The sequence below is a fragment of the Alkalihalobacillus bogoriensis ATCC BAA-922 genome (assembly GCF_000621445.1).
In the GTDB taxonomy this organism is placed as follows: Bacteria; Bacillota; Bacilli; order Bacillales; family Bacillaceae_F; genus Bacillus_AO; species Bacillus_AO bogoriense.
This window is the reverse complement of sequence record NZ_KK211278.1, coordinates 82921-106517: the sequence shown is the minus strand read 5'-3', so window position 1 is coordinate 106517 and position 23597 is coordinate 82921. Positions and strand designations below refer to the sequence as shown.

The following is a 23597-nucleotide window of genomic DNA, read 5'->3' as shown; positions in this document are numbered from 1 at the left end:
AAAAATTTTATCTTTTAAAAAAACTGAAGCCGCGCAAAAGCAACTCTTTTTTTGTGCGGCTTCTCTATTCCATTCCTACTCTTTATTATCCTGCTCTACCCTTCTCACAACTATCCGTGTACCATCTACTGAAACAACTTCAATTTCCTCACCTTCTGATAGCCATTGACTCCCGCTTGTCGCACTATAAAGCTCATCATCGATTTTCACTGTTCCTGTAGGGCGGAACGGACTGACTGTTACTCCTTTACGTCCAATCAATTGAACATACGTTTCATTTATGGAATTATACCCTTCTTCACTCGAAAGTTTGTTTTTTAATGTCATTTTTGACCACATATTTCGGGCTGGAAACACTTTTAAAAATAAAAGGGAACTAAACCCTCCGACGAGAAACCCCATCGAAGCTAAAATACCGTAAATGACATTGGGTGCTGGAATCGCTAGGCCAAGTACCATCAGAATAGCTCCTAATGATGCTATAGTTCCATCGTTCACAACTTTCCCATCGACAATGAACAATAATAAACCGAGAATATAAAGCAAAACGACCCATAACCCAGTTTCCCCTGTTAGATGATATGAAAAATAAATCGTCATAATACCAATGCCTAATAGGCCAAACAATCCTTTAACTTTAACTAATATTTCACCAATTAAAAATAATGTGCCTAAAAACACAACAAGAAAACCAATCGAAGCAATTTCTAACATTTCCATCGCTCTAACCTCCTCTTCTATATATACGATTCACTCTAATCATTGTTTCATTTTCTACCACTTATTTTATTCTTTTTTGCCGTTCATACTAGTAGTGAGGTGATTTGAATGAAAAAACATGATAAACCGTTAAAGAAATCCAACAAAAAGAACGCAAGCACGAAAAGCGACCATGCATTCTTAGTGTTACCATCAAAAACAATGTCCATCTAATCTTAATACGTTACATAGGAAAATGGCAAACAAGGGATGTCACATTTTAGCGTGACATCCCTTTTGTTGCCTATTTAAAGAATCCTTTAATTTGGTCAATCAGTCGATTAATAGCATCTAAAATACTTGCAATAAATCCTTGTGTATCTTCTCTATTTAAAAATTCACCTAGATTGTCTCGAACTTTTCCGATTTGATTTTGAACTTGGTCCCAATCGATGTTCATATCTTTTAACCGCATAAACAAGGAAACTAACCCATTTAACTCTTCATCCGTTAAGGTAATTCCTAATTCCGCTGCTACTCGTTGGATTAATGCACGAAGGTCTTCCTCTGACTCAACAGGATTCTTCGCAATTTCCTCTTTGATTCGATTCATTAATTCTGTTGCTTCTTCCATTCCGATGCTTTCCGCGAGCTGACCTGTTTTGACTAATTCTTCATTAGCTATTTGCTTTTGCTCTTCTGGAATTTCAATATCAGCTGTAATTTCATATGCTTTTATTAAGCCGGTTAAAGCACCAGTACCCGAAACTGCAAATGGCGCTGTTACATAAATATCAGCATCTTTTATCCCTGCCGTAATTAAAGCATTGGCATACATCGCTTCTGAAACCCAATTTATGTTGTTCGTTTCAACATTAAGACCAGAGCCTTCTTCACCGATAGTGATTTTAGCAGATGAGAATGTTTTATTACCAATGACAGAACGACTAATATAATTCCCTAAATATTGATGCTCCTCTTCGTTTGTGACAGGAATGACTTCGATATCTTGGGAAACACCCATTTCATTTAAAATTTGAGTACGTTGTTGTTCGGATAAATCTGCTCCTAAAGTGACAACAACTTCTCCAACAACCGCATCAGCTAAAGCAAGATTTGGTAAAAGTAATGTCAAGATTAATAAAAGTGGTAACACCTTTCGTTTTATCAAATTCATCCTATTCGACCCCTTTTTGTTTAAGTTCTTTTTTGAACGCAAGAACTTTTATTGTCCTAATTTATAGATAACAATGTTTCAGAAAGAATAAACAGAGACTTTAGACCTATTTTCCCTATGTGAAATTGTCAAATCAAACACATTGTTTTACAAATGGAATGCAGGACCAAAATGCTGTTAATATAAATATTGAGACGAAAGCGAGAAAAAATGACCAGTAATACATTTGGGTAAGATTGACCATCCATACACTAAATATAACCGGGCCAAATGCTACACCTAAAAACCGAACCATGTTATAAAGTGATACAATAAACCCTCTTTCCTCTTTCCCAATTGATGATGTAACTGCTGTACTTGCAGCAGGTAAAAACAACCCCATCCCCGCTGCAGCTAAGGAAAGAAATAGGAGCAAACCAATCAAATGATGATAATAAATTAAACAAGCAAAGGCCATCACAATGAGAAAAAAACCAATAAATAATGCTTGTTTCATTTTTTGAACGTTCTCACCTACAAACGTGCCTGTCCAATAAGAAACAATACCTAATGCAAATAATGGTATCGCCAAATACACACCTCGCATCACCCCGACAATATCATACACTCCTTCTAACTCAAAGGACAAAAAATAAAGCATTCCAAATAACAAAAACAACGCGATACCATTTGTAAAAAAAATAGGGATGATCCACTTTCCTTCTCGTTTTAAGACGCTCCCTATCATCGAAACGTACTTCTTTAAAGAAAAGCGTTGTTCGCTCTCAAATGGAGACGATTTCAAGTAAACAAGAAGAGCCAAAAAAGCAATAGCCGCCAATAGAAAGTAAAAATAAAAAGAACCGTACCATGCGAAAACAGCCGCAATAACCGCTCCTAAAATCGGACTAATGACTTTTCCAACTCCATTAAACACTTCAAGAACTCCTAACGCTTGACTTCGGTCCTTACCATCAAATAAGTCACCGACTAATGCCATAGCTAGTGGCGCTGTTCCACCCGCGCCTATCCCTTGTAGTAGTCTCCCAAACAAAAGAAAAGAAAAGCTCGCTTCATGCAAATACAAAGCGATTGCCGAACACAAACTGCCTACCATAATCAATACCAATGAGGAAAGAACCATTTTTTTACGACCAAAACGGTCAGACATGAATCCGATTAATGGAATCATCACGGCAGCAGGAATAGAAAATACCGTTAATACTAAACCGGCTTGCACAGGAGTAAGCTGCAACTCTGCTTGCACTTCTGGAATTAAGGGGATAAACATCGAATTCCCTAACACCATGATTAATGGCAACAAGCCTAAGATAGGAACTAAGATTGTTTTTGAGCTTGTTTGATTCATGTTTATTTCATCCTTTTTTAATTATGACTATTTTTTTCATACGATTCAAATAAATTGGAATAATTTCACTCCTTCAAACATATAGTGAATAGTAATAACCTTATTTTTGATGTGGAGGGACAAGCCTGATGAAAAAATTATTTTATTCCCTTGTTATTGTTCTCATTTTATATGCAACTTATTATGATTTATCGACTGGTACATTACCTGAAGCTTCAGCAACACCATCTGAACAAACGAATCCTAGCCAAAGCCCAGTTACAATTCCAGCACAAGAAGTTGTTGTAGATAGTGGCTATACTGTCCTTTCAATCGTGGAACATCTACATGAAGGTCCCATTCGTGCTTCTATTCAAGAAATTATTTATGATTTCAAACAGTTAAACGGTGGCACCGAACCTGAAGATATTCAAGTTGGTCAAACATATTTGTTTCCTCTTTATCAAGAATAAAAGAATGTTCTTGCCAAACAAAACAAGCTCTTGCTAAAATAGACGGTGTGTGTTTACCACATTATTTTTATTTGAAACTTAAAAGGGGCGAATTTTTAAAATGACCCAAATTACGCATCGTACAAAAACAAGACCTGTTAAAGTTGGGAATTTAACAATTGGTGGTAACAATGAAGTTGTTGTGCAAAGTATGACAACAACAAAAACACATGATGTGGAAGCTACTGTTGCTGAGATTCACCGATTAGAAGAAGCGGGTTGCCAAGTCGTTCGTGTTGCATGTCCTGATATGCGAGCTGCTGAAGCCATTCCTCACATTAAAGCACGAATTAACATACCACTTGTTGTAGACATTCACTTTGACTATAAGCTAGCATTAAAAGCCATTGAAGGTGGCGCTGATAAAATCCGAATTAATCCTGGAAATATCGGAAAGCGCGAAAAAGTCGAAGCTGTTGTTAAAGCAGCAAAAGAAAAAGGTATTCCCATTCGAATTGGTGTGAATGCAGGCTCTTTAGAAAAACGAATTTTAGATAAATATGGCTATCCTACAGCAGATGGCATGGTCGAAAGTGCCCTTCACCATATTAAAATTCTTGAAGATTTAGACTTTCATGACATTGTCGTTTCCATGAAAGCTTCTGATGTCAATTTAGCCATCGAAGCGTATGAAAAAGCAGCAAAAGCGTTTCAATACCCACTTCATCTTGGAATTACAGAATCAGGGACATTATTTGCTGGGACTATTAAAAGCGCTGCTGGTCTTGGAGCAATTTTAAACATGGGAATCGGCAATACTGTTCGTATTTCGTTAAGTGCAGATCCTGTTGAAGAAATAAAAGTAGCCCGGGAGTTATTAAAGTCATTTGGTTTAGCTGCCAATGCTGCTACATTAATTTCATGCCCAACATGCGGTCGAATTGAAATTGACTTAATCAGCATTGCAAATGAAATTGAAGAATACATTTCAAAAATTAAAGCCCCAATAAAAGTTGCCGTTCTTGGATGTGCAGTTAACGGTCCTGGAGAAGCGCGCGAAGCAGACATTGGTATTGCTGGAGCTAGAGGTGAAGGATTGTTATTCCGTCATGGTGAAATCGTCCGGAAAGTTCCAGAAGCAACAATGGTGGAGGAATTAAAAAAAGAAATTGATAAAATTGCGGAAGAACATTTTGCCAAACAAGAACAACAAGTATAAATAAAGAAAAACGCGGGAGCGTTTTTCGTTTCAAGCAAAGTGCGGAGCCTTCGCTCATCTAGTAAAAGCTTTCTCGCTTCACTGCTATTTTCTTATATAACAAAAAAAGAAGCACACTTCGCGATTTGCGAGTGTGCTTCTCTACATTCAACAGTTTCAAACAGTTGAACGCTCTCCCCGTTTACACTTACGTTAATTCGTTAAAAGAAAGGTGAGAAAAACACCGTTAAGATAATTGAAACTGCACCAATACCGATTGCCCAGTTTCCAAGAGCAGTAGCACCATTTCTACGGGATACAAACCCGACAATAATCCCAGCTGCCCCTAAAATGATTGGCAAGAAAAATAAAGAAAGGATAGACAAAACAACAGCAAATGTTCCTACCCCTTTACCTGCCGCTGCATCATCTGTTTCAGTTACTGCATCATCAGCATCAACCCCTCGATATGGAGCTGTGCCTACAGTATTAAACGGCGCGATCTCAGCAGCTGTTTCTTCTTCATTATTTTCAACTCGGTTATAATCTCGCTCGCCGCCTTCAAGCTCAAGTGATCGTCTGTCTTTATCATATTGTGTCAAGTTGGATCCCTCGCTTTCTGTTTTTGGGGGAGCATTTATAGTATGACTCGACAACAGCTCATTATAGGTGTTAATCTTTACTTGTATAGGAAATACTGAGACCAAACTTGTAAGGAGCTGGAAAAGAACATGACAAAAAAGAAAACGTTCGGTCTAGATATTGACGGGACTGTCACCGATCCTGCGACATTTATCCCTTATTTGAACGAACATTTCAATAAAAATATTACCATAGAGGATATTACCGATTATGATTTAACATCATTATTAGGAATTTCTTCAAAACAATTTTGGTCATGGCTCCAACAACATGAAGGTGCCATTTACGAACAAGCAAAAATTGCAGATTATTTTTTAGATGCTCTTCACCACTGGAAAGATAATCACGACCTTATTTATATTAGTGCACGTGGCGAGCATTTAATGGATATAACTTCTGGTTGGCTTAACCAACATCGCATTCCATATAACCATATTGAGTTGATTGGAAGCCACGATAAAATCAACGCGATTCAACAAAATGAAATTGATATCTTTTTTGAAGATAAACATGATAATGCCTGTGACATTGCTGAAGCTTGTAACATTCCCGTTATTCTCATGGATACCCCTTATAACCGAAAACCGACTCCTACTAATGTGGTTCGAGCTTCAAATTGGAAATCAGCTTCAGAGTGGGTCAATAATTGGCTGGCCACAACGTAAAAAAGAACGCTCTTTTGCGTTCTTTTTTTAGAGATAAGAAAGGATAAATATTTTGGTGTAGCAGTGAAGCTTGAAAGCTATTTCAAGAAGAGCGAAGGCTGCGCGTTTCATCCTAGGAAGAGCAACTTGGGGCTCACTTTCAAAAGCGGGCAGGGCTCCGCACTTCGCTTGAAAGAAAAGACGCTCCGCGTTTTTCTTATACTGCTATGTTTAAGCGTTTAACGCTTACGACACTACTAAAACACAATATTTATAGTGCTGATGTTTTGACATTCTGATTTTTACATTCAGCACAATATCCATAAATTTCAAATTTATGTCCAATCACTTCAAAATCGTTTGTGTTAATTTTCAAGGCATCCATCGGACAATCTTTCACCTCTACAGTTTTCCCACAATCCATACAAATTAAATGGTGATGGTGATGGGCCGTTGTGCAACTAAAGCGAAACTTTTTTTCCCCTTCAAGCTCTGTCATTTCTAAAATCGATAAATCCACGAACAAAGATAAATTCCGGTAAATCGTATCAAAGCTTAATCCAGGGTAGTCGTTGTTCATTTTTTCTAACACATCTTTTGCAGATAAATATCGTTTTTCATCCGCAAATAATTTAATCATATCTTCGCGTTTCCCTGTATGTTTATATCCTTTTTCCTTTAACATATTTAACGCATCGGTGACATTCATTGTAGGTCCTCCTTATCGCTTCTCATACATCGTTGTACCTATTATAACAAGAGCTAAAAAGATTGTCGCAAATAAAACAATTCCACCGCCAGTTGCAATATTTAAGTGATAAGAAAAAAACAAGCCGCACCCCATAGTGAGTTGCCCAAATAAAATGGAATAGACAATCATTTGTTTAAAGCTTTTGGCGATTCGGATAGCCATAGCCGCTGGTAAGACAATCATCGCTCCGACTAATAAAATTCCAACAACCTTCATCGAAAGGGCGATAACTAATGCCACTAATAAGGAAAAAATAATATTTAATCTTTTGCTTTGGATACCCGACACTTCTGAGAACTCTTGATCAAAGGAAATGACGACAAACTCTTTATAGAACAATCCGATGATAACAAGAACAATTAGTGTCGTAACAAGCATAAAGACAATGTCTTCTGCTGTAACACTGACAATACTGCCAAATAAATAGCTAAACCATTCATTATACCCACCTGTTGACATGCTCATAAAAATCGCACTTAAACCGATTCCCGTTGATAAAATAATGGGAACTGCTAATTCTTGAAAATGTGGAAACTCTTGACGGAGCTTTTCAATTAGTAACGACCCGATAAAAGCGAAAAGAAACCCAACATAAAGCGGATCAACTGTAAAAAAGGTCATCGTTTGCATAAGGACCAATCCAGCTGTAATACCAGTTAACGTAATATGAGAGAGTGATTCAGAGATAATGGAGACACGCCGCACAAGCAAAAATGCACCAAGTAGCGGACATACTACACCAATTAATATGGCAGCAACACCCCCCCTCTCAATAAACGTTAACTGTAAAAGCCATTCAGGCATACGAACATCCTCCAAAACCAAATAAATTTATTAAAATGACCTTTCTTCTTTCGCCACGACTTTTTTGCGACCGGTGATGGCCATTTGCAGTTTCTTGAGTAAAATTACAAAAAGTAAGATAAAAACAGATAATAGCACTATCGTTCCACCAGGAGCTAAGTCAAGATGATACGCTAAAACTAACCCACCAATTACAGCAATCTCTCCAAACAGTACCGCATAAAAAAACATTTGCTTAAACCCTCTTGCTAACCGCATACTAGCCGCAACTGGCAATGTCATGAGAGCGGAAACGAGTAAAATCCCAACGACTCGCATTGAAGCAGCAATGACAAGGGCAACCATTACGATAAAAATAAAATGAAGCCATTTCTTTTGAATTCCAGACACAGTTGCTTGTTCCTCATCAAATGACAAATAAAACAATTCTTTATATAAAAAAACAATAATGAAAAAAACAACTATAGTAATGATTAAGATTGTCCATAAATCAGAGCGACTAACTGCAATTACACTGCCAAATAAATAATTAAACAAATCATTATTAAATCCATCCGCTAATGATATAAACACAACACCAATCCCGATCCCGCTTGATAATACAATGGGTATAGCAAGCTCTTGGTAATGTTTATAAACAGAACGTAATTTTTCGATTAATAACGAGCCAAAAACAGAAAAAACCATTCCCATATAAAGCGGATTGATTAATTGAAAAAAGGAATGATATTTTCCTAATAATAAGCTTAATGCGATTCCTGTTAATGTAATGTGCGAGAGTGCATCAGCGATTAATGATAATCGTCTCACGACTAAAAAAACACCAAGGATGGGTGCGATAAACCCGACTAATATTCCAGTGAAAAACGCATTTTGTAAAAAGGGATATGTCCAAAATACTTCAAGCATTCCAAGCCTCCAACTAATGGTCGTGATGATGTGTCAGTAATTGAACATCATGACCATAAAACGAAGATAAATCGTGGTTATTTTCAAACTCTTGGGCATTACCATGAAAATGTAAATTCTTATTTAAACAGGCAACATCTGTAACAAATTCCGTCATCGCTCCGATATCATGAGTGACTAACAACAATGTAATGCCTTCGTTTATATTTAATTTACTTAACATATTATAAAAGTTTCGAACTGAATTTGTATCCACACCAACGGTCGGTTCATCCAAGATGAGTAACTCTGGTTCACTGACAAGTGCTCTTGCAATAAACACTCGCTGCTGTTGTCCACCAGATAATTCTCCTATATTTTGATGAATAAACTTCTCCATCCCGACATTATGAATCGCTTCTCTCACTTTTTCTTTATGTTTCTTTGTTAAAAACCGAAACATACCGACTTTTGCAAAGAGACCCATTGAAACCACTTCAAAAACGGTTGCGGGAAATCCACTATTAAAGCTATTTGCCTTTTGTGACACAAATCCAATTTTGTCTCGTTGCTTAAATTTCGTTATATTTTCTCCAAAAAGGCGGATTTCACCTTCCTGTGGAGTTAAAAGTCCTAACATACATTTTAATAACGTCGACTTTCCAGACCCGTTTGGACCAACAAGCCCAAGGAAAGCTCCTTTTTCAACTTTTAATGTGATATCCTCGAGAACGTTGCGTGCCCCATACCGGAATGAAACATGTTCGATATCAATCGCCAACTCTTTCATTCGCTCCTCCTTGCCAAAAACGTAATTAAATAAGAACAATTACGATTATTTTCTTCTTTATTATAAAGGATAATTAGCTTTTGTCCAATTGTTTATATTGAGTATGCCATGCAATTTATTTAGGAACATTATATAATAAGTAGAAGTCTCATAAAGGTAGGATGTGGATGTAAGAATGAAAGAAAAAAAAGTTGCAATTATTGATATGGGTTCAAACTCCATACGCTTAGTCATAAATAAAATTGATAATGATGGTCGTTATACACAATTACATAATTTTAAAGTCGTCGCTCGCTTGAGTAGCCATATGACACAAAAAGGGCATATTTCAAAAGAAGGAATTTCTATAATCATTTCTTCTTTACTTCAATTTAAAAATATCATTTCATACCATAAAGTTGACCAAGTCAACGGTGTCGCTACTGCAGCAGTCCGTCGCGCCGCAAACCAAGAAGAGGTTCTTCATACAATAAAAAAAGAAACCGGCTTCTCCTTTCGTGTGCTATCAGAATATGAAGAAGCTTACTATGGTTATTTAGCCGTCGTAAATTCAACCAATATTGAAAATGGAATTACCATTGATATTGGTGGTGGAAGTACAGAAGTCACCATATTTAAAAATCGAAAAATGATACATTATACAAGTTTTCCATTTGGTGCAATTACGCTAAAGCAACAATTTATGAATGACTCAGAGCCATTACAAGAAAATCTTGATGCACTTACATCCTTTCTAACGGAGCAATATGAATCACTTGATTGGATTGTACAAAGTCAACTTCCTGTTATCGGTATCGGCGGGACAGCCCGAAACCTATCGCTCGTTCACCAACGACAAGTCGACTATCCATTAGCTGGTTTACATCAATATGAACTAACAAAACAAGATGTTGAATCGACACAAGCTTTATTTACAAGTGTAAACATTGAAGAACGTCAAAATATTGATGGTCTTTCAAAAGACCGCTCAGATATTATTATTCCAGCTGTACAAGCCATATTAACATTACTTAATGTGACTGGCTCGAAAACATTTACGATGAGCAACAGAGGGCTACGTGATGGACTTTTTTATGAGGAAATCTTAACACAACTAGGATTAGAGCATTTTCCAAATGTTGCTGAAGAAAGCTTTTATCAAATTACACATATGTATGAAATCAATTTAGATCATGTAAAGCAAGTGTGGAAGTTAGCTAAGTCTCTTTACCGTCAGCTTGTTCCCTATGTAAACGAGACTTCTTCAGAACAAGAAAATGATTTATCCCTTTTAAAATATAGCGCAAGAATGTTATATATGGGTGAATTCATAAGTAATGAAGCAAGCAGTCAGCATACATTTTATCTTATCACCAATATGTCCATTGATGGTCTCACACATCAAGAGCGACTTGCCATTGCTTTAATCTCGTCGTTTAAATCCAAATCGTATTTACAAAAATTCGCGGGCCCATTTGAATCTCTTTTAACTAAACAACAGTTAAAACAATATGAGTTTCTAGGCGCGATTTTAAAACTAGCTTATGCTTTAAATCGAACGAGAAGAAATATTGTTACTTCTATTTCTGTAATGAAAGAAACTGAAGACCATTTCATGATCTACTTTCATTGTAATGACGACTATCCATTTGAAGAACAACTAGCAAATAAGTATAAAAAGCACATTGAAAAGCTGATTAACGCAAAAATTTCGTTACATTTTCTCTCTTAAGTCTTCTAATTTACATAAATTTTACATAAAATTTACAATATACTGTTACAATGGAGAAAAATAGTCTTTTTTAAATAATTATGTATATTTATGTCAGGAAGGTTGAATTCAATGGAATCGAACAATTACTTGAAAGAACTCGATTTAAATGATCCAAACTTTTATAACAACAGAGAACTAAGTTGGCTTGCTTTTAACGAGAGAGTTCTAGAGGAAGCGATTGATGAACGCAATCCGTTATTAGAACGCCTAAAGTTTTTGGCCATCTTCAGTTCAAACTTAGACGAATTTTTCATGGTTCGTGTTGCAGGTCTTAAAGACCAAGTAAAAGCCGGATTTAACCGTCCAGAAAATAAAGCGGGGCTAACCCCGAAGCAACAATTAAAGCGAATTTCAGCTCAAACCCAACAACTCGTTCGTCTTCAAGACAATGTGTACACAGAAACACTCTTACCGATGTTATACAATGAAGGCGTACAATTTTTAGCAATTGATGAATTAACCAAAGCACAAATGCAGTTTATTAAAGACCGCTTTAATCATTATATATTTCCTGTTCTTACACCGATGGCCGTTGATGCGTATCGACCGTTTCCAATGTTACTCAATAAAAGTTTAAATTTAGCGGTCGTATTAAAAGAAAAAGAAGATTCACGTGAACAATTGGCAATAGTCCAAGTTCCGAGCGTCCTCACTCGATACCTTCCCCTCCCTAGCGAGGGAAAAAAACAATTTATATTACTTGAAAATGTCATAAGCCATTTTATTGACCGTTTATTTCCTGGTTACAGTGTCCAATCCGTTTCTCCTTTTCGCATTACAAGAAATGCAGATTTAACGATTCATGAAGAAGGAGCTCGTGATTTATTAGTTGAAATCGAGAAAGAAATTAAAAAGCGAAAATGGGGATCTGCGGTTCGTCTAGAAATGCAAGAAGGATTAATGGAATCAAAAGTGTTAAAACTACTACTCGACGTCCTTGAAATTCATCGAAATGATGTATATTCCTTTAAAGGTCCATTAGATTTAACGTTTTTATTTAAATTATACGGATATTTAGCGGCTGATTTGGAGCATTTAACGAATGAAACATTAGTCCCACAGCCTCCTGAAGACTTGGCCGGCGAAGAAAATATCTTCCAAGCTATCTTAAAAAAGGATATATTTTTGCATCATCCTTATGAATCATTTCAACCGATAGTTGACTTTATCCTCCAAGCAGCAGAAGACCCAAACGTGTTAGCGATAAAGCAGACACTGTACCGAGTGAGTGGAGATTCCCCGATAGTAGGCGCGTTATCAAGAGCTGCCGATAACGGAAAACAAGTAACAGTATTGTTAGAATTAAAAGCTCGATTTGATGAAGAAAATAATATACAGTGGGCTAAAAAGCTAGAAAAGTCTGGGGTCCATGTCATTTATGGCATTACCGGCTTAAAAACACATAGTAAAATTTCATTAGTTGTTCGGCATGAAAACGAAAAAATACAACGATTAGTACATCTCGGGACAGGAAACTATAATGATTCAACGGCCAAACTCTACACGGATATGGGATTGTTAACTTCTGATGAAGGATTTGGCATTGACGCCACGAACTTCTTTAATTATTTAAGTGGATATAGCGAAAAACCAAAGTGGAATCATCTCTCAACCGCACCGTTTCAAATCCGTGACACGTTTATTGAACTTATTGAACAAGAAATTGAATATCATAAAGAAAATGGAGACGGACGTATTATTGCAAAAATGAACTCGTTAACAGACAAACCGATTATTTTAAAATTGTATGAAGCATCACAAGCAGGGGTTTCTATCGATTTAGTTATTCGTGGAACATGTTGTTTACGCCCAGGAATTGAAGGTGTTAGTGAGAATATACGGGTTCGCAGCATCGTTGATCGATTTTTAGAACATAGTCGAATTTTTTATTTTCATCATAGTGGGCAAGATAAAATCTTTTTATCTTCGGCAGACTGGATGACGAGAAATATGGAAAAACGCATTGAAATACTATTCCCTGTGTTTAGTCCAAGAATCAAAGCCAGAATTAAACAAATATTAGACATTACATTACAAGATAATATGAAGGCACGTCTCCAAGACAAATTTGGCCGTTATCTTTATGTCGAACGAAAACCAAATGAGCAACCGGTCCAAAGTCAACTTACCTTTTATGATATGGCAGCCCAATTTGGTGAGGAAGATTAAGAAAAACGCGGGAGCGTCTTTTCTTTGCTTTCAAAGCTTCACTGCTACACCAAAATTTTATACTTTCCTATCTTTTAACAAAAAGAACTAAAGGGATTATCCTTTAGTTCTCTTTCATTTAGCCAACTTGATGTAGTTTTGAACGTACCATTTTTGTAACTACTCCTTGTTTAGGAGAAAAGAAAAATGCTAAACCAAACATAACAGAGGCTACAAGGACAATCGATGCTCCAGAAGCGACATCATAAAAGACAGAAAAGTATATCCCTACAACGGCTGAAATTGTACCAAACAATGACGATAAGAAAATCATCGTTGGAAGACGGTCTGTTAATAAATATGCAGTTGCTCCTGGAGTAATTAACATTGCGACGACTAGAATGATACCAACCGTCTTTAATGAAGCAACTGTCACTAAGGATAACAGTAACATTAATAAGTAATGGATAAATCGAACAGGGATTCCTACCCCTTTGGCGACAGTGGGGTCAAATGTGCTCATTAATAATGGTCGATAAAAAATAAATATCATAATTAACACAAAGATACCGATACCAAATGTAATCCATAAATCGGTACGTGAAACGGCTAACACATTACCAAAAAGAATATGCCACAGGTCAACACCTGTTCCGCGTAGCCCTGTAATTAAAACGATACCTAACGCAAAGGCAGCGGTAAACATAATCCCAATTGCAGAATCATCTTTAATCCGACTGTTTTGTGATACATATCCAATGGCTAGCGCCGTAATAATCCCTGTAATAACTGCTCCTACAAAGAAACTGGCTCCGATCATATAAGCGATGACGACTCCTGGTAACACCGCATGAGAAATCGCATCTCCCATTAAAGCCATCCCTCTTAAAATGATAAAACAACCAATGACACCACAAATTATCCCAACCAAAATCGCTGCTAACAAGGCTTGTTGTAAATATGGATAGCGGATTACTTGGTCAACAAAAGCTATAATGGATTGCATTAGCTACTCACCACCATCATTTGATCATTATGATTAAAGAGCTTAATTTGCCCTCTATACGTTTCACTTAATAGTTCAGGTGTAAAGGTGTCTTTTACTGCACCAAAGCTAATAAGTTCTTTATTCATTAACATAATTTCGTCAAAATATTGTTCAACCTTACTTAAGTCATGGTGAACGACAAACACAGTTTTTCCTTCATTCCGTAAGGTACGGAGTAATTGAATAATAATGTTTTCAGAAGTGACATCAATCCCAACAAAAGGCTCATCTAAAAAAAACATATCGGCCTGCTGAGAAAGTGCTCTTGCGATGAACACACGTTGTTGCTGTCCACCTGATAATTCGCCAATTTGGCGTTTTCGATAAGCTTCCATCCCTACTTTTTCTAAAGCTTCGGTAACAATAGCCTTATCTGTTTTCGATGGTTTTTTATACCATGGCAAATGAACGTATCTGCCCATCATCACTACGTCTTCAACTAGGACAGGAAAATCCCAATCAATTTGACTCCGCTGTGGAACATAGGCAATCTTTTTTCGAACTTTTTTGATTGGTTGGTTAAAAATACTGACAGACTCGTACCTTGAACGTTCTAGTCCTAATATCGCTTTAATTAACGTCGATTTCCCCGCACCATTTGGTCCGATAATCCCAATGAGTTTTCCTGCCTCCGCACAAAACGTAACATCTTTAATCGCTTGTAATCGATCATAATAGACAGAAAGTCCTTTAATTTCAACGACCTCTCCCAACAACATCTCCTCCTAACATAAGTGGTCCTATTATCATTTTTTATCGAATATGGATCATTATATGTGACTATTTATGGATGTGTGATAAAAAGTTGTACTAAGGAAACATTTTATCCTATCACCAATTATATTAGTAACGGTTAAAACTTGCAAACCTTTTTTCTTCATGAATGAATTTTTGTTCCAAGCTAAAGAAAAGCTACAAAAGTTGATATAACTTTTGTAGCTTTTCTCATGAATGGAACGGAAGAGTAATCGTTATTTTCGTTCCTTTATTTACTTTACTTTCAATAAAAAAAGTACCATCATGCTCTTCAATTATTTTTTTACAAAGAGGAATACCTACCCCTGTTCCCTGTTTTTTTGTTGTGAAAAAAGGTTCTCCTAATTGTTCAATGACATCACTTGGGATACCCACTCCATTATCCTCGACTTGAATGACATATTCATTGGACGTACTCCATGACTCGATATGAAACCTTTTTTCCACACTGTCGCTATAGGCTTCAATCGAATTTCGCAGTAAATTTAACATCACCTGTTTAATATTCGCAACATTAACATTCACCTTCTTTTCTGTTTTTGAAAACTGGTATGTAAATGTAACATTATGAAGCAAACATTCTGGATTAATAATTTCAACTAACGACTTCATTATTTCTTCTGGTGACTGTGTTTCTCTTTCTGTTTTCTTTCTTGAAACTGATAAAAAGTTTTCGATAATACTATTCATTCGGTTAAGTTCTGATAAGATCGTATCGTAATATAAAGAAAACTTGTCTGTTAATTTCGCTAATTGCAAAAAACCAATAATGACAGACAATGGATTTCTTAGTTCATGGGCCACACTCGCAGAAACATGAGACACAGCTTTCATTTGTTCATGAAATGCTTGTAATTGTTCATATTGCTTTTGCAATGAGTAATCATATAAAAAGACAAATACAACATCATTTCTGTTCATATGAACAACTTTACATTTTAATAAGAAATGCTCGTTTTCAAAGATATTTTCGAGTGAACGGTTTTCTTGCCTTGCCTGGTAAACGAGGTTACATATCTTTTCTTGGAACGGATAGTCTTTCAAAAATTGATGAATCGGTATTTGGGATTCATCAATTGAAAACTTCCCATAGCATGCATCATTCACATCTTCAACAATATTATGCTCGTTCAATTTTATAATTGGAATCTCTATTTCTTTCCAAAGTCCTTCATCTTGTGTTTTAGTGTCCCCATCCAAAAATGGTCTTATCGATTCTTCTTTCTCTTTAGAATTTGTCATACTGTCCCCCTCAAACCTCATTAGCCGTGACAGATGCAAAAATAACCACGTTGGATAGTAATTCCACAAAAATAAAGAATTTCCTTTCTTTTTTTATTTTATCTATTACGGTCACACCTTTTCATTTTTTTCATATAGTATCATATCTGATTTCAAGGAGTGAACGGTATGAACCCTGTTATTGTACAAATGATTAATTTAAAAGTTAATTCTCTATCTAAAGAAGAGCTTTTATCACTATCACAACAGCATAACTTGCCCATAACTGAAAAACAAGCAGAACAAGTACTTAACGTGTTACGTTCAGAAACCATCAATATTACAAATAAGCAGCAAGTAGAAAGAATGATCCAGCGCTTAAGAACGGAAGTCGACCCTCACGTATCAAATGTTGTGAAGCAATTATTAGACCAATATGGACATTATTTACATTCGATATAGGTTAACTTAAACATTATAGCGCTACAGTCCCTTGCGCTTTTGCGAGCAGGTACTAGACTAAGTCGAGCCTCACATAGACTGAAAAAACGGTGCCCTTTTTCGGGACACCGTTTTTTATCTTACAATTATTCCATAACGAGCATTTCTCTAAACTTCTCGTTAAATGCACCTTCTTTTAACATCGAAATTTCATGTTTGTATGGCGCTTTTTTGGATGTTTTATCTTCTCCGACAAATGGTGTTTCTAATATTTTTGGAACATGCATTAATTGTGGATGATGAACGATATAATGGAGTGCTTTATAGCCAATATGGCCAAAGCCGATATTTTCGTGTCGGTCTTTTCTTGCTCCTCGCTCGTTTTTACTATCATTGACATGAAGAACTTGTATTCTGTCAATTCCAATGATTTTATCAAATTCTTCTAAAACCCCGTCAAAATCTTCGACGATATTATAACCTGCATCATGTGTGTGACACGTATCAAAACATATTGATAATTTTTCATTATGAGTCACTCCATCAATAATTTGAGCAAGTTCTTCAAAACTTCTTCCACACTCAGAACCTTTTCCAGCCATCGTTTCTAGTGCAATATGAACATGTTGCTCTTTTTCTAATACTTCATTTAATCCTTCAATTATTTTTGCAATTCCTTGGTCTGCGCCTGCACCGACATGGGCACCTGGATGAAGAACAATTTGTTTTGCTCCAATCGCATCGGTCCGTTCAATCTCAGCACGAAGAAAGTTAACACCTAATTCAAAGGTTTCTTTTTTTTGCGTATTCCCAATGTTTATTATATACGGCGCATGAACAATAATATCGGTAATCCCGTTTTCTTTCATATGGGCAACACCCGCTTCAAGGTTTAATTCCTCGATTGGCTTTCTCCTTGTATTTTGTGGTGCACCCGTATAAATCATAAATGTATTTGCCCCGTAAGAAACAGCTTCCTCACTTGAAGCTAATAGCATCTTTTTCCCACTCATGGATACATGTGATCCTAATATCATAACAAACCCTCTCCCTTTGGAACCGTTATTTCTTTTTCCGGTTTAATCTTCTTTGTCTACGCGCAACTTTTTCTTGCTCCCACCTTGCCTTTTTTTTATATCCAGGCTTTACTTTTTTCGGTTTTGCTTTCGCAACACCCTGGCCGCCTTGAGGTGATGCTGTCGACTTTTTCGCTCTTGTTAACGACGCTAATCTAGGCTTTTCAAGCTCTACCCATTCACCTTTTTTCACATCGGAAAAAGAAAAATCTATGCCACGTTTCATCAATTTTTCGATCGAAGCATGGTCTTGTTCGTCATAAATCGTAATCGCAATCCCGTCTTCCCCAGCACGAGCTGTTCGACCGACACGATGGACGTAAAAATCTAAATCCTTCGGTATTGCGAAATTAATGACATGAGAAACTCCTTTAATATCTAACCCTCTTGCAGCTAGATCCGTCGCTACAACATATTGGATCTTTCCCTCTTTCACTTGTTTCATGACTTGTTTTCTTTGTCTAGGTAACAAGCCACCGTGTATCGCTTCTACATTTAAATCAGCTGAAGCCATAGCAGCCATCAATTCATCCGCTTGTTCTTTTGTATTTGTAAATATTAACGCCAAATAAGGATTCACTAAGGTGGCAATTTGAACCGTTAGCTCAATTTTGTTCCGATGTCTCAGTGGAATTAAGCGATGTTCGATCGTAGGAGCTGTTGCGTTTTTCGGTTTAACATGAACATGCCTAGGCTGATTCATATATTTTTTCAGAAATGGCTGGAGTTTTTCTGGAATCGTGGCAGAAAAAACGAGCATTTGTAGCTGTTCTGCCATTCTTGAGGCGGTTTTGTCCACATCACTAATAAACCCCATATCTAACATTTGATCTGCTTCATCAACGACTAGCATTGTAGCTGTATGCAATTGTAGTGCTTGTTCATCGACCATATCATTAATTCGCCCCGGTGTTCCGACCACAATATGAGGAACGGATTTCAAGCGGTCAATTGTACGGAGGCGATCTGTTCCACCAACTAATAATCTTGTTGCTATCGTATCTTCGTCATGTTTAAGTAACAACTGAAGCTCATCATATATTTGTGAAGCTAATTCTCGTGTCGGTGCTGTAATAACAGCTTGGACTTCATCTTTCGCTTCGTCAATCCTGTCAATAATCGGAATGAGAAACGCTAATGTTTTCCCAGACCCAGTTTGCGATTGCCCGATTACATCTTTGCCACCTCGAATAGCTGGGATTAACCGTTCTTGAATTTCTGTTGGCATCGAAAACCCTTGTTCTTGTATCGACTTTATAATAAAGTCTTTAATTTCAAATCGTGCAAAATTAGATTCCATCATATACTTCTCCTACTTTCACTACTTACTTGCTTGTCCATTCTATCATAGGTTAAACAAAAAACGCCAATTCTTATACATACAGTTTTCATCCTGTTACCTCACCATTTCGTCCTTATTGCATAAGTTAATCATAGAGAAGATTATTTTGCGAAAGGAATGACCGTCAATGTTCCCACCTCTTCATCAAAACATACCAATGCCCCCCATGCAAAACCCCATATCCATGGGTGCTCCAATGATGCAACAAATGCCAACGCAAGCAGCAGGCCAGCTCGGTTCGATGGCGCCACAAGCAGGCGGATTTCTATCAAAATTATTCGGCGGTGGTGCTAGTGCTGGGGCAAATGCTGCTTCTGCAGGAATGGGAGCCATGTCAAATGCTGCCGCAGGTGCTGCAGGTGCATCTGGGGCTGGGAGTGCACTTGGTGGTTTAAATTTAATGTCGATGTTAAATAATGCCCAAAGGGTCATGGGTGTAGTCCAAACTGTTACTCCAATGGTTCAACAATACGGACCACTATTAAAGAGTGTTCCTGCTTTATATCAAATGTTAAAATCAAATAACTCAACGGAAAGTACGGATCAATCAGAATCAGCGGTCGTGCAAGAGCAAACCGAGGCAGCAGAAACCGAAAATCCCAAAAACGAAAGTGAGTTAACAACAGAAGAAAAGGAAGAAAAAGAAGAAACATCCGTAGCTATAGATGAGACCAAAGAAAATAAAAAATCTTCCGATGAAAAACAACAAAAATCGAAAAAAATATCAATAGATGACATAGAAGAAGATGAAGCAGCCGAAGAAGAAAACAAAGTAAAAACAATTAATGGTATTCCAGCTCCAAAACTTTACATTTAACGAGTTTTTGTTTGTCACACACTCCTTCCTCCTTTATAATGATGGACAGAAAGAATTTTTCTAAATGTAGGAGGACGACTATGAAAGTCATCAAAATTTCCCCTCGTGGGTATTGCTATGGTGTTGTAGACGCCATGGTACTTGCAAGACAAGCAGCTGCAAATCTTGATTTGCCTAGACCGATTTATATACTTGGAATGATTGTTCATAATAAGCATGTGACAGACGCATTTGAAGAAGATGGAATTATTTCATTAGATGGTCCCAATCGATTAGATATCATTAAACAAGTCGAAAAAGGAACAGTTATCTTTACAGCACACGGTGTCTCTCCAGAAGTTCGTAAAGTCGCTCGCGAAAAAGGACTGACAGTTGTTGATGCGACTTGTCCAGATGTAACGAAAACACATGATTTAATACGCGAGAAAAAAGCAGAAGGCTATCATGTCATTTATGTTGGTAAAAAAGGACACCCAGAACCTGAAGGGGCGTTAGGTGTAGCTCCCGATATCGTTCATCTTGTCCAAAACGTTGAAGAAGTTGAGCAACTAGAGTTAAACGTAGATAAAATTATTATTACAAACCAAACAACAATGAGTCAGTGGGATGTTTCTGATATTATGAATCATGCATTAAAGAAATTCCCTCATGCAGAAATTCATAATGAAATATGCCTTGCAACCCAAGTGCGACAAGAAGCGGTAGCAGAGCAAGCAAAGCAAACCGATTTAGTTATTGTTGTAGGAGACCCTAAAAGTAATAATTCAAATCGCCTTGCCCAAGTTTCAGAAGATATCGCTGGAACGAAAGCATACCGAATTGGAGATGTCACAGAACTTCAGTTAGAATGGCTAGAAGGTGTAAATATAGTTGGAGTTACATCAGGGGCATCTACCCCAACACCAATTACAAAAGAGGTCATTGCCTTTTTAGAACAATACGATCCGAATGATGAATCTACTTGGGTACGCGAGAGGAAAATTGCGTTAAATAAAATTTTGCCAAAGGTAAAACAGAAAAAGTAAAACAAAACAACCACACAAAAGGTGTGGTTGTTTTGTTTGCGAGAGAGACTGAGCTTACGGACATCTATTCCGCTATTTTTACAAACAGAGACGTTAGGCAAATGCTAACGGACATTGGTTCCTCTATATGGACAAAACAACGTTCAACTCTGTTAATTTTAACGAAATAACGGAACCAATGTCCGTAAAAATTGGAAATAAGCCCATTTTTTATATAATAGCGGAACCTGTGTCCGAACAAAACACACAAAAGTCTTCACTTAAATAAACGTAAACGGGTCTGTATGAATCTTAGAGACAATGACTTCTGTTTTTGAGTTTGCTTCTTTCAAATAGCGGTCTAAATAGCGTTTAACCCCGTCTTTCATTATTTTTTCCACATTATGACCTGGGTCGACAATGCGAAGACCATCCATCATCGCATCATGAGCAACATGGTAATATACATCACCTGTGACGAAAACATCTGCTCCTTTAAAAATCGCTTGGTTCATATATTTATTTCCGTCCCCACCTAGGACCGCAACCTTTTTCACTTTATCTTGGAAATTTCCAACCACTCTAGCTCCACTAACATCAAATACTTTTTTTACATGGTGAGAAAATTGCTCTAAAGTCATTTCTTCTTGTAAATATCCGATTCTTCCAAGACCTAAACTTCCGCCTCTGTTGTCAAGTGGATAAATATCATATGCCGGCTCTTCATAAGGATGAGCATTTATCATGGCTCGAATAACATGTTGTTGGAGTTCTGCTGGGATAATCGTCTCTAGTTTGATTTCTTCAACGGACTCTGACTTTCCTTGTTGTCCTATAAATGGTGTTGAGCCTTCCAAAGGTGTAAATCGGCCAACTCCCTCACTACTAAAAGAACAATGGCTATAATCGCCAATATGTCCTGCTCCTGCCGTTCCTATCGCTTCACGAACAACCGCCTCATGTGAACGCGGGACATATACCACAAATTTCTTAAGCTTTTTCTCTGTCGTTGGCGCTAGAACTTCTGTTTGTTGTAAGCCTAATGCTTCTGCCATCATATCATTAACACCACCAATAGCTACATCAAGATTCGTATGGGCAGCATAAATTGTAATATCATGTTTGATTGCTTTTTCAATGATTCTTCCATATGTATGATCAGTCCGAATTTGTTTTAATGGTCGGAAAATAAGCGGATGGTGAGCGATAATCAAATCAACTTGTTCAGAAATCGCTTCATCCAATACGTCTTCCAATACATCTAATGCTATCATTACTTTTTTCACTTGCTTTTGTAATGTGCCGACCATGACACCATTTTTATCACCTTCAACAGCAAGTGATTTTGGTGCCCATTGTTCAATAGTTTGAATAATTGTTTGACCATGACTATATTTCATGTTGATAAAACCTCCTCAACATCTTGAATTAACGTTTGAAACTCTTGTTTTTTTTGCTTCACTTCATCCGTTTGTTTTGCTTCAGAAAATTGCGCCACGATACGTTTCCAGCTATCTATTTCACTGCGCCATTTTTTTTGAAATGCTGCATTTTTCTCTTTCATTAAGAAAGGACCAAGTAATAATTCTACAGCTTCACTTTCTGAATATGGAGCATCAGGGTTTCCTTGCTCTGCGACAAGAACTTCATACACTTTGCCATCTTCTTCGAGAATTTCTTCCGCTGTTAATTCCCAATCATTGTTTTTCAACCAAATTCTAACTTTATCTGCCATGACATTCGGTTGCAAAATTAATCGAGTCATACCGCTTAATTTCGATTTTCCAGACTCTAAAATTTGGGCGATTAAGGCTCCCCCCATTCCAGCTATCGTTATCGTATCTACCTCTCCATTTTCTATCACTGTAAGTCCATCGCCTCGTCGAACCGATATTACATCTTCATATCGACATTTCCTCACTTGATTCATGGCCGATTCGTATGGTCCTTGATTTACTTCTCCTGCAATCGCAAATGTAATTTTTCCTTGATGATATAAAAACGAAGGCAAATAAGCGTGGTCTGAACCAATATCAGCTACTTTACTCCCTTCTTTCACATAGTTGGCAACACATTCAAGACGTTTCGATAATTGTAATTCATTCATTTATGATTTCTCCCTATTGATTATCTTTCTATTCATGATATCCTTCTCATATGAAAAATTGCAAGTCATCAAGTAACAAAAAAAAGAGAGCATACGCCCTCTTACTTTTGTTCTTATTGAGAAATAGAAAGCAAGTAAGCTGCAATTGCTTCAGCTTCCGCTTCTTGTAAATGCCCTTGAGCTGGCATAGTGCCAATACCACCTGTAATAATATCCACAATTTCTTCTTCAGAATATTTTCCAGCTAGTTGGTTGATCGCAGGGTTTCCACCGAGACCTTCTAAATCACCGCCATGACAGCCAATACAAGAACGGCCAGCAAGTTCTTCACCAGCAGCAATCGGGTCATCAATCACGATTTCTTCTTGCGCCTCTTCCTCACCATCACCCGCTTGTTGATTTAACCCAACAAGAGAAAGAGTTAACATTAGGAGAATTCCTATTATTGCTGTTACTGCAAATGGAAGTAGTGGTTGTCCTTTCATGTATATATCCCCCTTTACATTAAAATA

24 protein-coding genes are annotated in these 23597 nt (G+C 37.1%); 8 read left to right on the top strand and 16 right to left on the bottom strand.

The genetic code is table 11. The features are described from left to right. Positions 1-75: 75 nt before the first annotated feature. The 3 genes from T323_RS0118960 to T323_RS27125 all read right to left on the bottom strand — a co-directional run bounded on the left by T323_RS0118960 (position 76) and on the right by T323_RS27125 (position 3224). Positions 76-720 (bottom strand): NfeD family protein, encoded by a 645-nt coding sequence (locus T323_RS0118960; RefSeq protein WP_026674698.1) that lies wholly within the window; start codon positions 718-720, stop codon positions 76-78. A gap of 283 nt (positions 721-1003) precedes the next feature. Next, the gene (locus T323_RS0118955) at positions 1004-1876 is read right to left on the bottom strand and encodes a DUF1002 domain-containing protein (protein WP_026674697.1); all 873 of its coding nucleotides are present in this window, start codon (positions 1874-1876) and stop codon (positions 1004-1006) included. A gap of 133 nt (positions 1877-2009) precedes the next feature. Next, on the bottom strand, positions 2010-3224 hold the full coding sequence (locus T323_RS27125) for an MFS transporter (protein ID WP_051556616.1): 1215 nt from the start codon (positions 3222-3224) through the stop codon (positions 2010-2012). Between the two features lie 128 nt (positions 3225-3352). Between T323_RS27125 and yqfZ the strand changes: the two genes are divergently transcribed. Then, complete coding sequence (yqfZ, locus tag T323_RS0118945) at positions 3353-3676, top strand: protein YqfZ (protein ID WP_026674696.1); 324 nt, start codon at positions 3353-3355, stop codon at positions 3674-3676. A gap of 100 nt (positions 3677-3776) precedes the next feature. Further along, positions 3777-4874: a flavodoxin-dependent (E)-4-hydroxy-3-methylbut-2-enyl-diphosphate synthase gene (gene ispG / locus T323_RS0118940; RefSeq protein WP_026674695.1), complete on the top strand. Its 1098-nt coding sequence runs from the start codon at positions 3777-3779 to the stop codon at positions 4872-4874. Positions 4875-5074: 200 nt separating this feature from the next. Here the strand turns inward: ispG and T323_RS0118935 are convergent, their stop codons facing one another. Continuing rightward, the gene (locus tag T323_RS0118935) at positions 5075-5455 is read right to left on the bottom strand and encodes a hypothetical protein (RefSeq protein ID WP_026674694.1); all 381 of its coding nucleotides are present in this window, start codon (positions 5453-5455) and stop codon (positions 5075-5077) included. Between the two features lie 129 nt (positions 5456-5584). Between T323_RS0118935 and T323_RS0118930 the strand changes: the two genes are divergently transcribed. Beyond that, positions 5585-6160 carry a nucleotidase gene (locus T323_RS0118930; protein WP_026674693.1) on the top strand — a complete coding sequence of 192 codons (576 nt, stop codon included), beginning with the start codon at positions 5585-5587 and terminating at the stop codon, positions 6158-6160. Between the two features lie 250 nt (positions 6161-6410). On the opposite strand, the gene T323_RS0118925 is transcribed toward T323_RS0118930, so the two are convergent. The 4 genes from T323_RS0118925 to T323_RS0118910 are packed head-to-tail and all read right to left on the bottom strand — an operon-like array spanning position 6411 to position 9372. Then, complete coding sequence (locus T323_RS0118925) at positions 6411-6848, bottom strand: Fur family transcriptional regulator (RefSeq protein WP_026674692.1); 438 nt, start codon at positions 6846-6848, stop codon at positions 6411-6413. Positions 6849-6860: 12 nt separating this feature from the next. Continuing rightward, positions 6861-7694: a metal ABC transporter permease gene (locus T323_RS0118920; protein ID WP_026674691.1), complete on the bottom strand. Its 834-nt coding sequence runs from the start codon at positions 7692-7694 to the stop codon at positions 6861-6863. A 30-nt stretch (positions 7695-7724) separates the two neighbouring features. Then, complete coding sequence (locus T323_RS0118915; protein ID WP_026674690.1) at positions 7725-8603, bottom strand: metal ABC transporter permease; 879 nt, start codon at positions 8601-8603, stop codon at positions 7725-7727. Between the two features lie 13 nt (positions 8604-8616). Beyond that, the gene (locus T323_RS0118910) at positions 8617-9372 is read right to left on the bottom strand and encodes a metal ABC transporter ATP-binding protein (protein ID WP_026674689.1); all 756 of its coding nucleotides are present in this window, start codon (positions 9370-9372) and stop codon (positions 8617-8619) included. Between the two features lie 175 nt (positions 9373-9547). Between T323_RS0118910 and T323_RS0118905 the strand changes: the two genes are divergently transcribed. Both T323_RS0118905 and T323_RS0118900 read left to right on the top strand, forming a co-directional pair. Further along, positions 9548-11083: a Ppx/GppA phosphatase family protein gene (locus T323_RS0118905; RefSeq protein ID WP_026674688.1), complete on the top strand. Its 1536-nt coding sequence runs from the start codon at positions 9548-9550 to the stop codon at positions 11081-11083. 111 nt (positions 11084-11194) lie between these two features. Next, the gene (locus tag T323_RS0118900) at positions 11195-13294 is read left to right on the top strand and encodes an RNA degradosome polyphosphate kinase (RefSeq protein WP_026674687.1); all 2100 of its coding nucleotides are present in this window, start codon (positions 11195-11197) and stop codon (positions 13292-13294) included. A 118-nt stretch (positions 13295-13412) separates the two neighbouring features. Here the strand turns inward: T323_RS0118900 and T323_RS0118895 are convergent, their stop codons facing one another. The 3 genes from T323_RS0118895 to T323_RS27120 all read right to left on the bottom strand — a co-directional run bounded on the left by T323_RS0118895 (position 13413) and on the right by T323_RS27120 (position 16319). Continuing rightward, positions 13413-14279: a metal ABC transporter permease gene (locus tag T323_RS0118895; RefSeq protein WP_026674686.1), complete on the bottom strand. Its 867-nt coding sequence runs from the start codon at positions 14277-14279 to the stop codon at positions 13413-13415. Next, a complete protein-coding gene (locus T323_RS0118890) occupies positions 14279-15040 on the bottom strand; it encodes a metal ABC transporter ATP-binding protein (protein ID WP_026674685.1) in 762 nt (253 codons plus the stop codon). The genes T323_RS0118895 and T323_RS0118890 overlap by 1 nt, the downstream gene beginning before the upstream one ends. Before the next feature lie 226 nt (positions 15041-15266). Then, positions 15267-16319, bottom strand: coding sequence for a two-component system sensor histidine kinase NtrB (locus T323_RS27120; RefSeq protein WP_051556615.1), 1053 nt, complete (start codon positions 16317-16319; stop codon positions 15267-15269). 168 nt (positions 16320-16487) lie between these two features. Here T323_RS27120 and T323_RS0118880 point away from each other — a divergent pair, with 168 nt between their 5' ends. Then, positions 16488-16760: a DUF2624 family protein gene (locus T323_RS0118880; protein ID WP_026674684.1), complete on the top strand. Its 273-nt coding sequence runs from the start codon at positions 16488-16490 to the stop codon at positions 16758-16760. Between the two features lie 125 nt (positions 16761-16885). Here T323_RS0118880 and T323_RS0118875 read toward each other — a convergent pair whose 3' ends face one another. Together T323_RS0118875 and T323_RS0118870 are read right to left on the bottom strand one after the other, a co-directional pair. Continuing rightward, positions 16886-17776: a deoxyribonuclease IV gene (locus T323_RS0118875; protein ID WP_026674683.1), complete on the bottom strand. Its 891-nt coding sequence runs from the start codon at positions 17774-17776 to the stop codon at positions 16886-16888. Between the two features lie 25 nt (positions 17777-17801). Then, positions 17802-19118, bottom strand: a complete 1317-nt coding sequence (locus T323_RS0118870; RefSeq protein WP_026674682.1) for a DEAD/DEAH box helicase — start codon at positions 19116-19118, stop codon at positions 17802-17804. Between the two features lie 235 nt (positions 19119-19353). On the opposite strand from T323_RS0118870, the gene vrrA reads away from it, so the two are divergent. Together vrrA and T323_RS0118860 are read left to right on the top strand one after the other, a co-directional pair. Continuing rightward, positions 19354-19974, top strand: a complete 621-nt coding sequence (gene vrrA, locus T323_RS0118865; protein ID WP_169737914.1) for a VrrA/YqfQ family protein — start codon at positions 19354-19356, stop codon at positions 19972-19974. An 80-nt stretch (positions 19975-20054) separates the two neighbouring features. After that, positions 20055-20999 carry a 4-hydroxy-3-methylbut-2-enyl diphosphate reductase gene (locus T323_RS0118860; protein WP_026674680.1) on the top strand — a complete coding sequence of 315 codons (945 nt, stop codon included), beginning with the start codon at positions 20055-20057 and terminating at the stop codon, positions 20997-20999. A gap of 260 nt (positions 21000-21259) precedes the next feature. Here the strand turns inward: T323_RS0118860 and T323_RS0118855 are convergent, their stop codons facing one another. From T323_RS0118855 to T323_RS0118845, 3 genes are all read right to left on the bottom strand, one after another. Next, positions 21260-22378 (bottom strand): Nif3-like dinuclear metal center hexameric protein, encoded by a 1119-nt coding sequence (locus tag T323_RS0118855; protein WP_026674679.1) that lies wholly within the window; start codon positions 22376-22378, stop codon positions 21260-21262. Next, the gene (locus tag T323_RS0118850) at positions 22375-23085 is read right to left on the bottom strand and encodes a tRNA (adenine(22)-N(1))-methyltransferase (protein WP_026674678.1); all 711 of its coding nucleotides are present in this window, start codon (positions 23083-23085) and stop codon (positions 22375-22377) included. Before T323_RS0118850 ends, T323_RS0118855 begins: the two co-directional genes overlap by 4 nt. A 113-nt stretch (positions 23086-23198) precedes the next feature. Next, positions 23199-23570, bottom strand: coding sequence for a c-type cytochrome (locus T323_RS0118845; RefSeq protein WP_026674677.1), 372 nt, complete (start codon positions 23568-23570; stop codon positions 23199-23201). Positions 23571-23597: the final 27 nt, after the last annotated feature.

Excerpts from the sequence above, each read along its gene's own strand:
- T323_RS0118960 (WP_026674698.1), bottom strand. The coding sequence starts at position 720 with ATGGAAATGTTAGAAATTGCTTCGATTGGTTTTCTTGTTGTGTTTTTA.
- T323_RS0118955 (WP_026674697.1), bottom strand. The coding sequence starts at position 1,876 with ATGAATTTGATAAAACGAAAGGTGTTACCACTTTTATTAATCTTGACA.
- T323_RS27125 (WP_051556616.1), bottom strand. The coding sequence starts at position 3,224 with ATGAATCAAACAAGCTCAAAAACAATCTTAGTTCCTATCTTAGGCTTG.
- yqfZ (WP_026674696.1), top strand. The coding sequence starts at position 3,353 with ATGAAAAAATTATTTTATTCCCTTGTTATTGTTCTCATTTTATATGCA.
- ispG (WP_026674695.1), top strand. The coding sequence starts at position 3,777 with ATGACCCAAATTACGCATCGTACAAAAACAAGACCTGTTAAAGTTGGG.
- T323_RS0118930 (WP_026674693.1), top strand. The coding sequence starts at position 5,585 with ATGACAAAAAAGAAAACGTTCGGTCTAGATATTGACGGGACTGTCACC.
- T323_RS0118925 (WP_026674692.1), bottom strand. The coding sequence starts at position 6,848 with ATGAATGTCACCGATGCGTTAAATATGTTAAAGGAAAAAGGATATAAA.
- T323_RS0118920 (WP_026674691.1), bottom strand. The coding sequence starts at position 7,694 with ATGCCTGAATGGCTTTTACAGTTAACGTTTATTGAGAGGGGGGGTGTT.
- T323_RS0118915 (WP_026674690.1), bottom strand. The coding sequence starts at position 8,603 with ATGCTTGAAGTATTTTGGACATATCCCTTTTTACAAAATGCGTTTTTC.
- T323_RS0118910 (WP_026674689.1), bottom strand. The coding sequence starts at position 9,372 with ATGAAAGAGTTGGCGATTGATATCGAACATGTTTCATTCCGGTATGGG.
- T323_RS0118905 (WP_026674688.1), top strand. The coding sequence starts at position 9,548 with ATGAAAGAAAAAAAAGTTGCAATTATTGATATGGGTTCAAACTCCATA.
- T323_RS0118900 (WP_026674687.1), top strand. The coding sequence starts at position 11,195 with ATGGAATCGAACAATTACTTGAAAGAACTCGATTTAAATGATCCAAAC.
- T323_RS0118895 (WP_026674686.1), bottom strand. The coding sequence starts at position 14,279 with ATGCAATCCATTATAGCTTTTGTTGACCAAGTAATCCGCTATCCATAT.
- T323_RS0118890 (WP_026674685.1), bottom strand. The coding sequence starts at position 15,040 with ATGTTGTTGGGAGAGGTCGTTGAAATTAAAGGACTTTCTGTCTATTAT.
- T323_RS27120 (WP_051556615.1), bottom strand. The coding sequence starts at position 16,319 with ATGACAAATTCTAAAGAGAAAGAAGAATCGATAAGACCATTTTTGGAT.
- T323_RS0118880 (WP_026674684.1), top strand. The coding sequence starts at position 16,488 with ATGAACCCTGTTATTGTACAAATGATTAATTTAAAAGTTAATTCTCTA.
- T323_RS0118875 (WP_026674683.1), bottom strand. The coding sequence starts at position 17,776 with ATGATATTAGGATCACATGTATCCATGAGTGGGAAAAAGATGCTATTA.
- T323_RS0118870 (WP_026674682.1), bottom strand. The coding sequence starts at position 19,118 with ATGATGGAATCTAATTTTGCACGATTTGAAATTAAAGACTTTATTATA.
- vrrA (WP_169737914.1), top strand. The coding sequence starts at position 19,354 with ATGATGCAACAAATGCCAACGCAAGCAGCAGGCCAGCTCGGTTCGATG.
- T323_RS0118860 (WP_026674680.1), top strand. The coding sequence starts at position 20,055 with ATGAAAGTCATCAAAATTTCCCCTCGTGGGTATTGCTATGGTGTTGTA.
- T323_RS0118855 (WP_026674679.1), bottom strand. The coding sequence starts at position 22,378 with ATGAAATATAGTCATGGTCAAACAATTATTCAAACTATTGAACAATGG.
- T323_RS0118850 (WP_026674678.1), bottom strand. The coding sequence starts at position 23,085 with ATGAATGAATTACAATTATCGAAACGTCTTGAATGTGTTGCCAACTAT.
- T323_RS0118845 (WP_026674677.1), bottom strand. The coding sequence starts at position 23,570 with ATGAAAGGACAACCACTACTTCCATTTGCAGTAACAGCAATAATAGGA.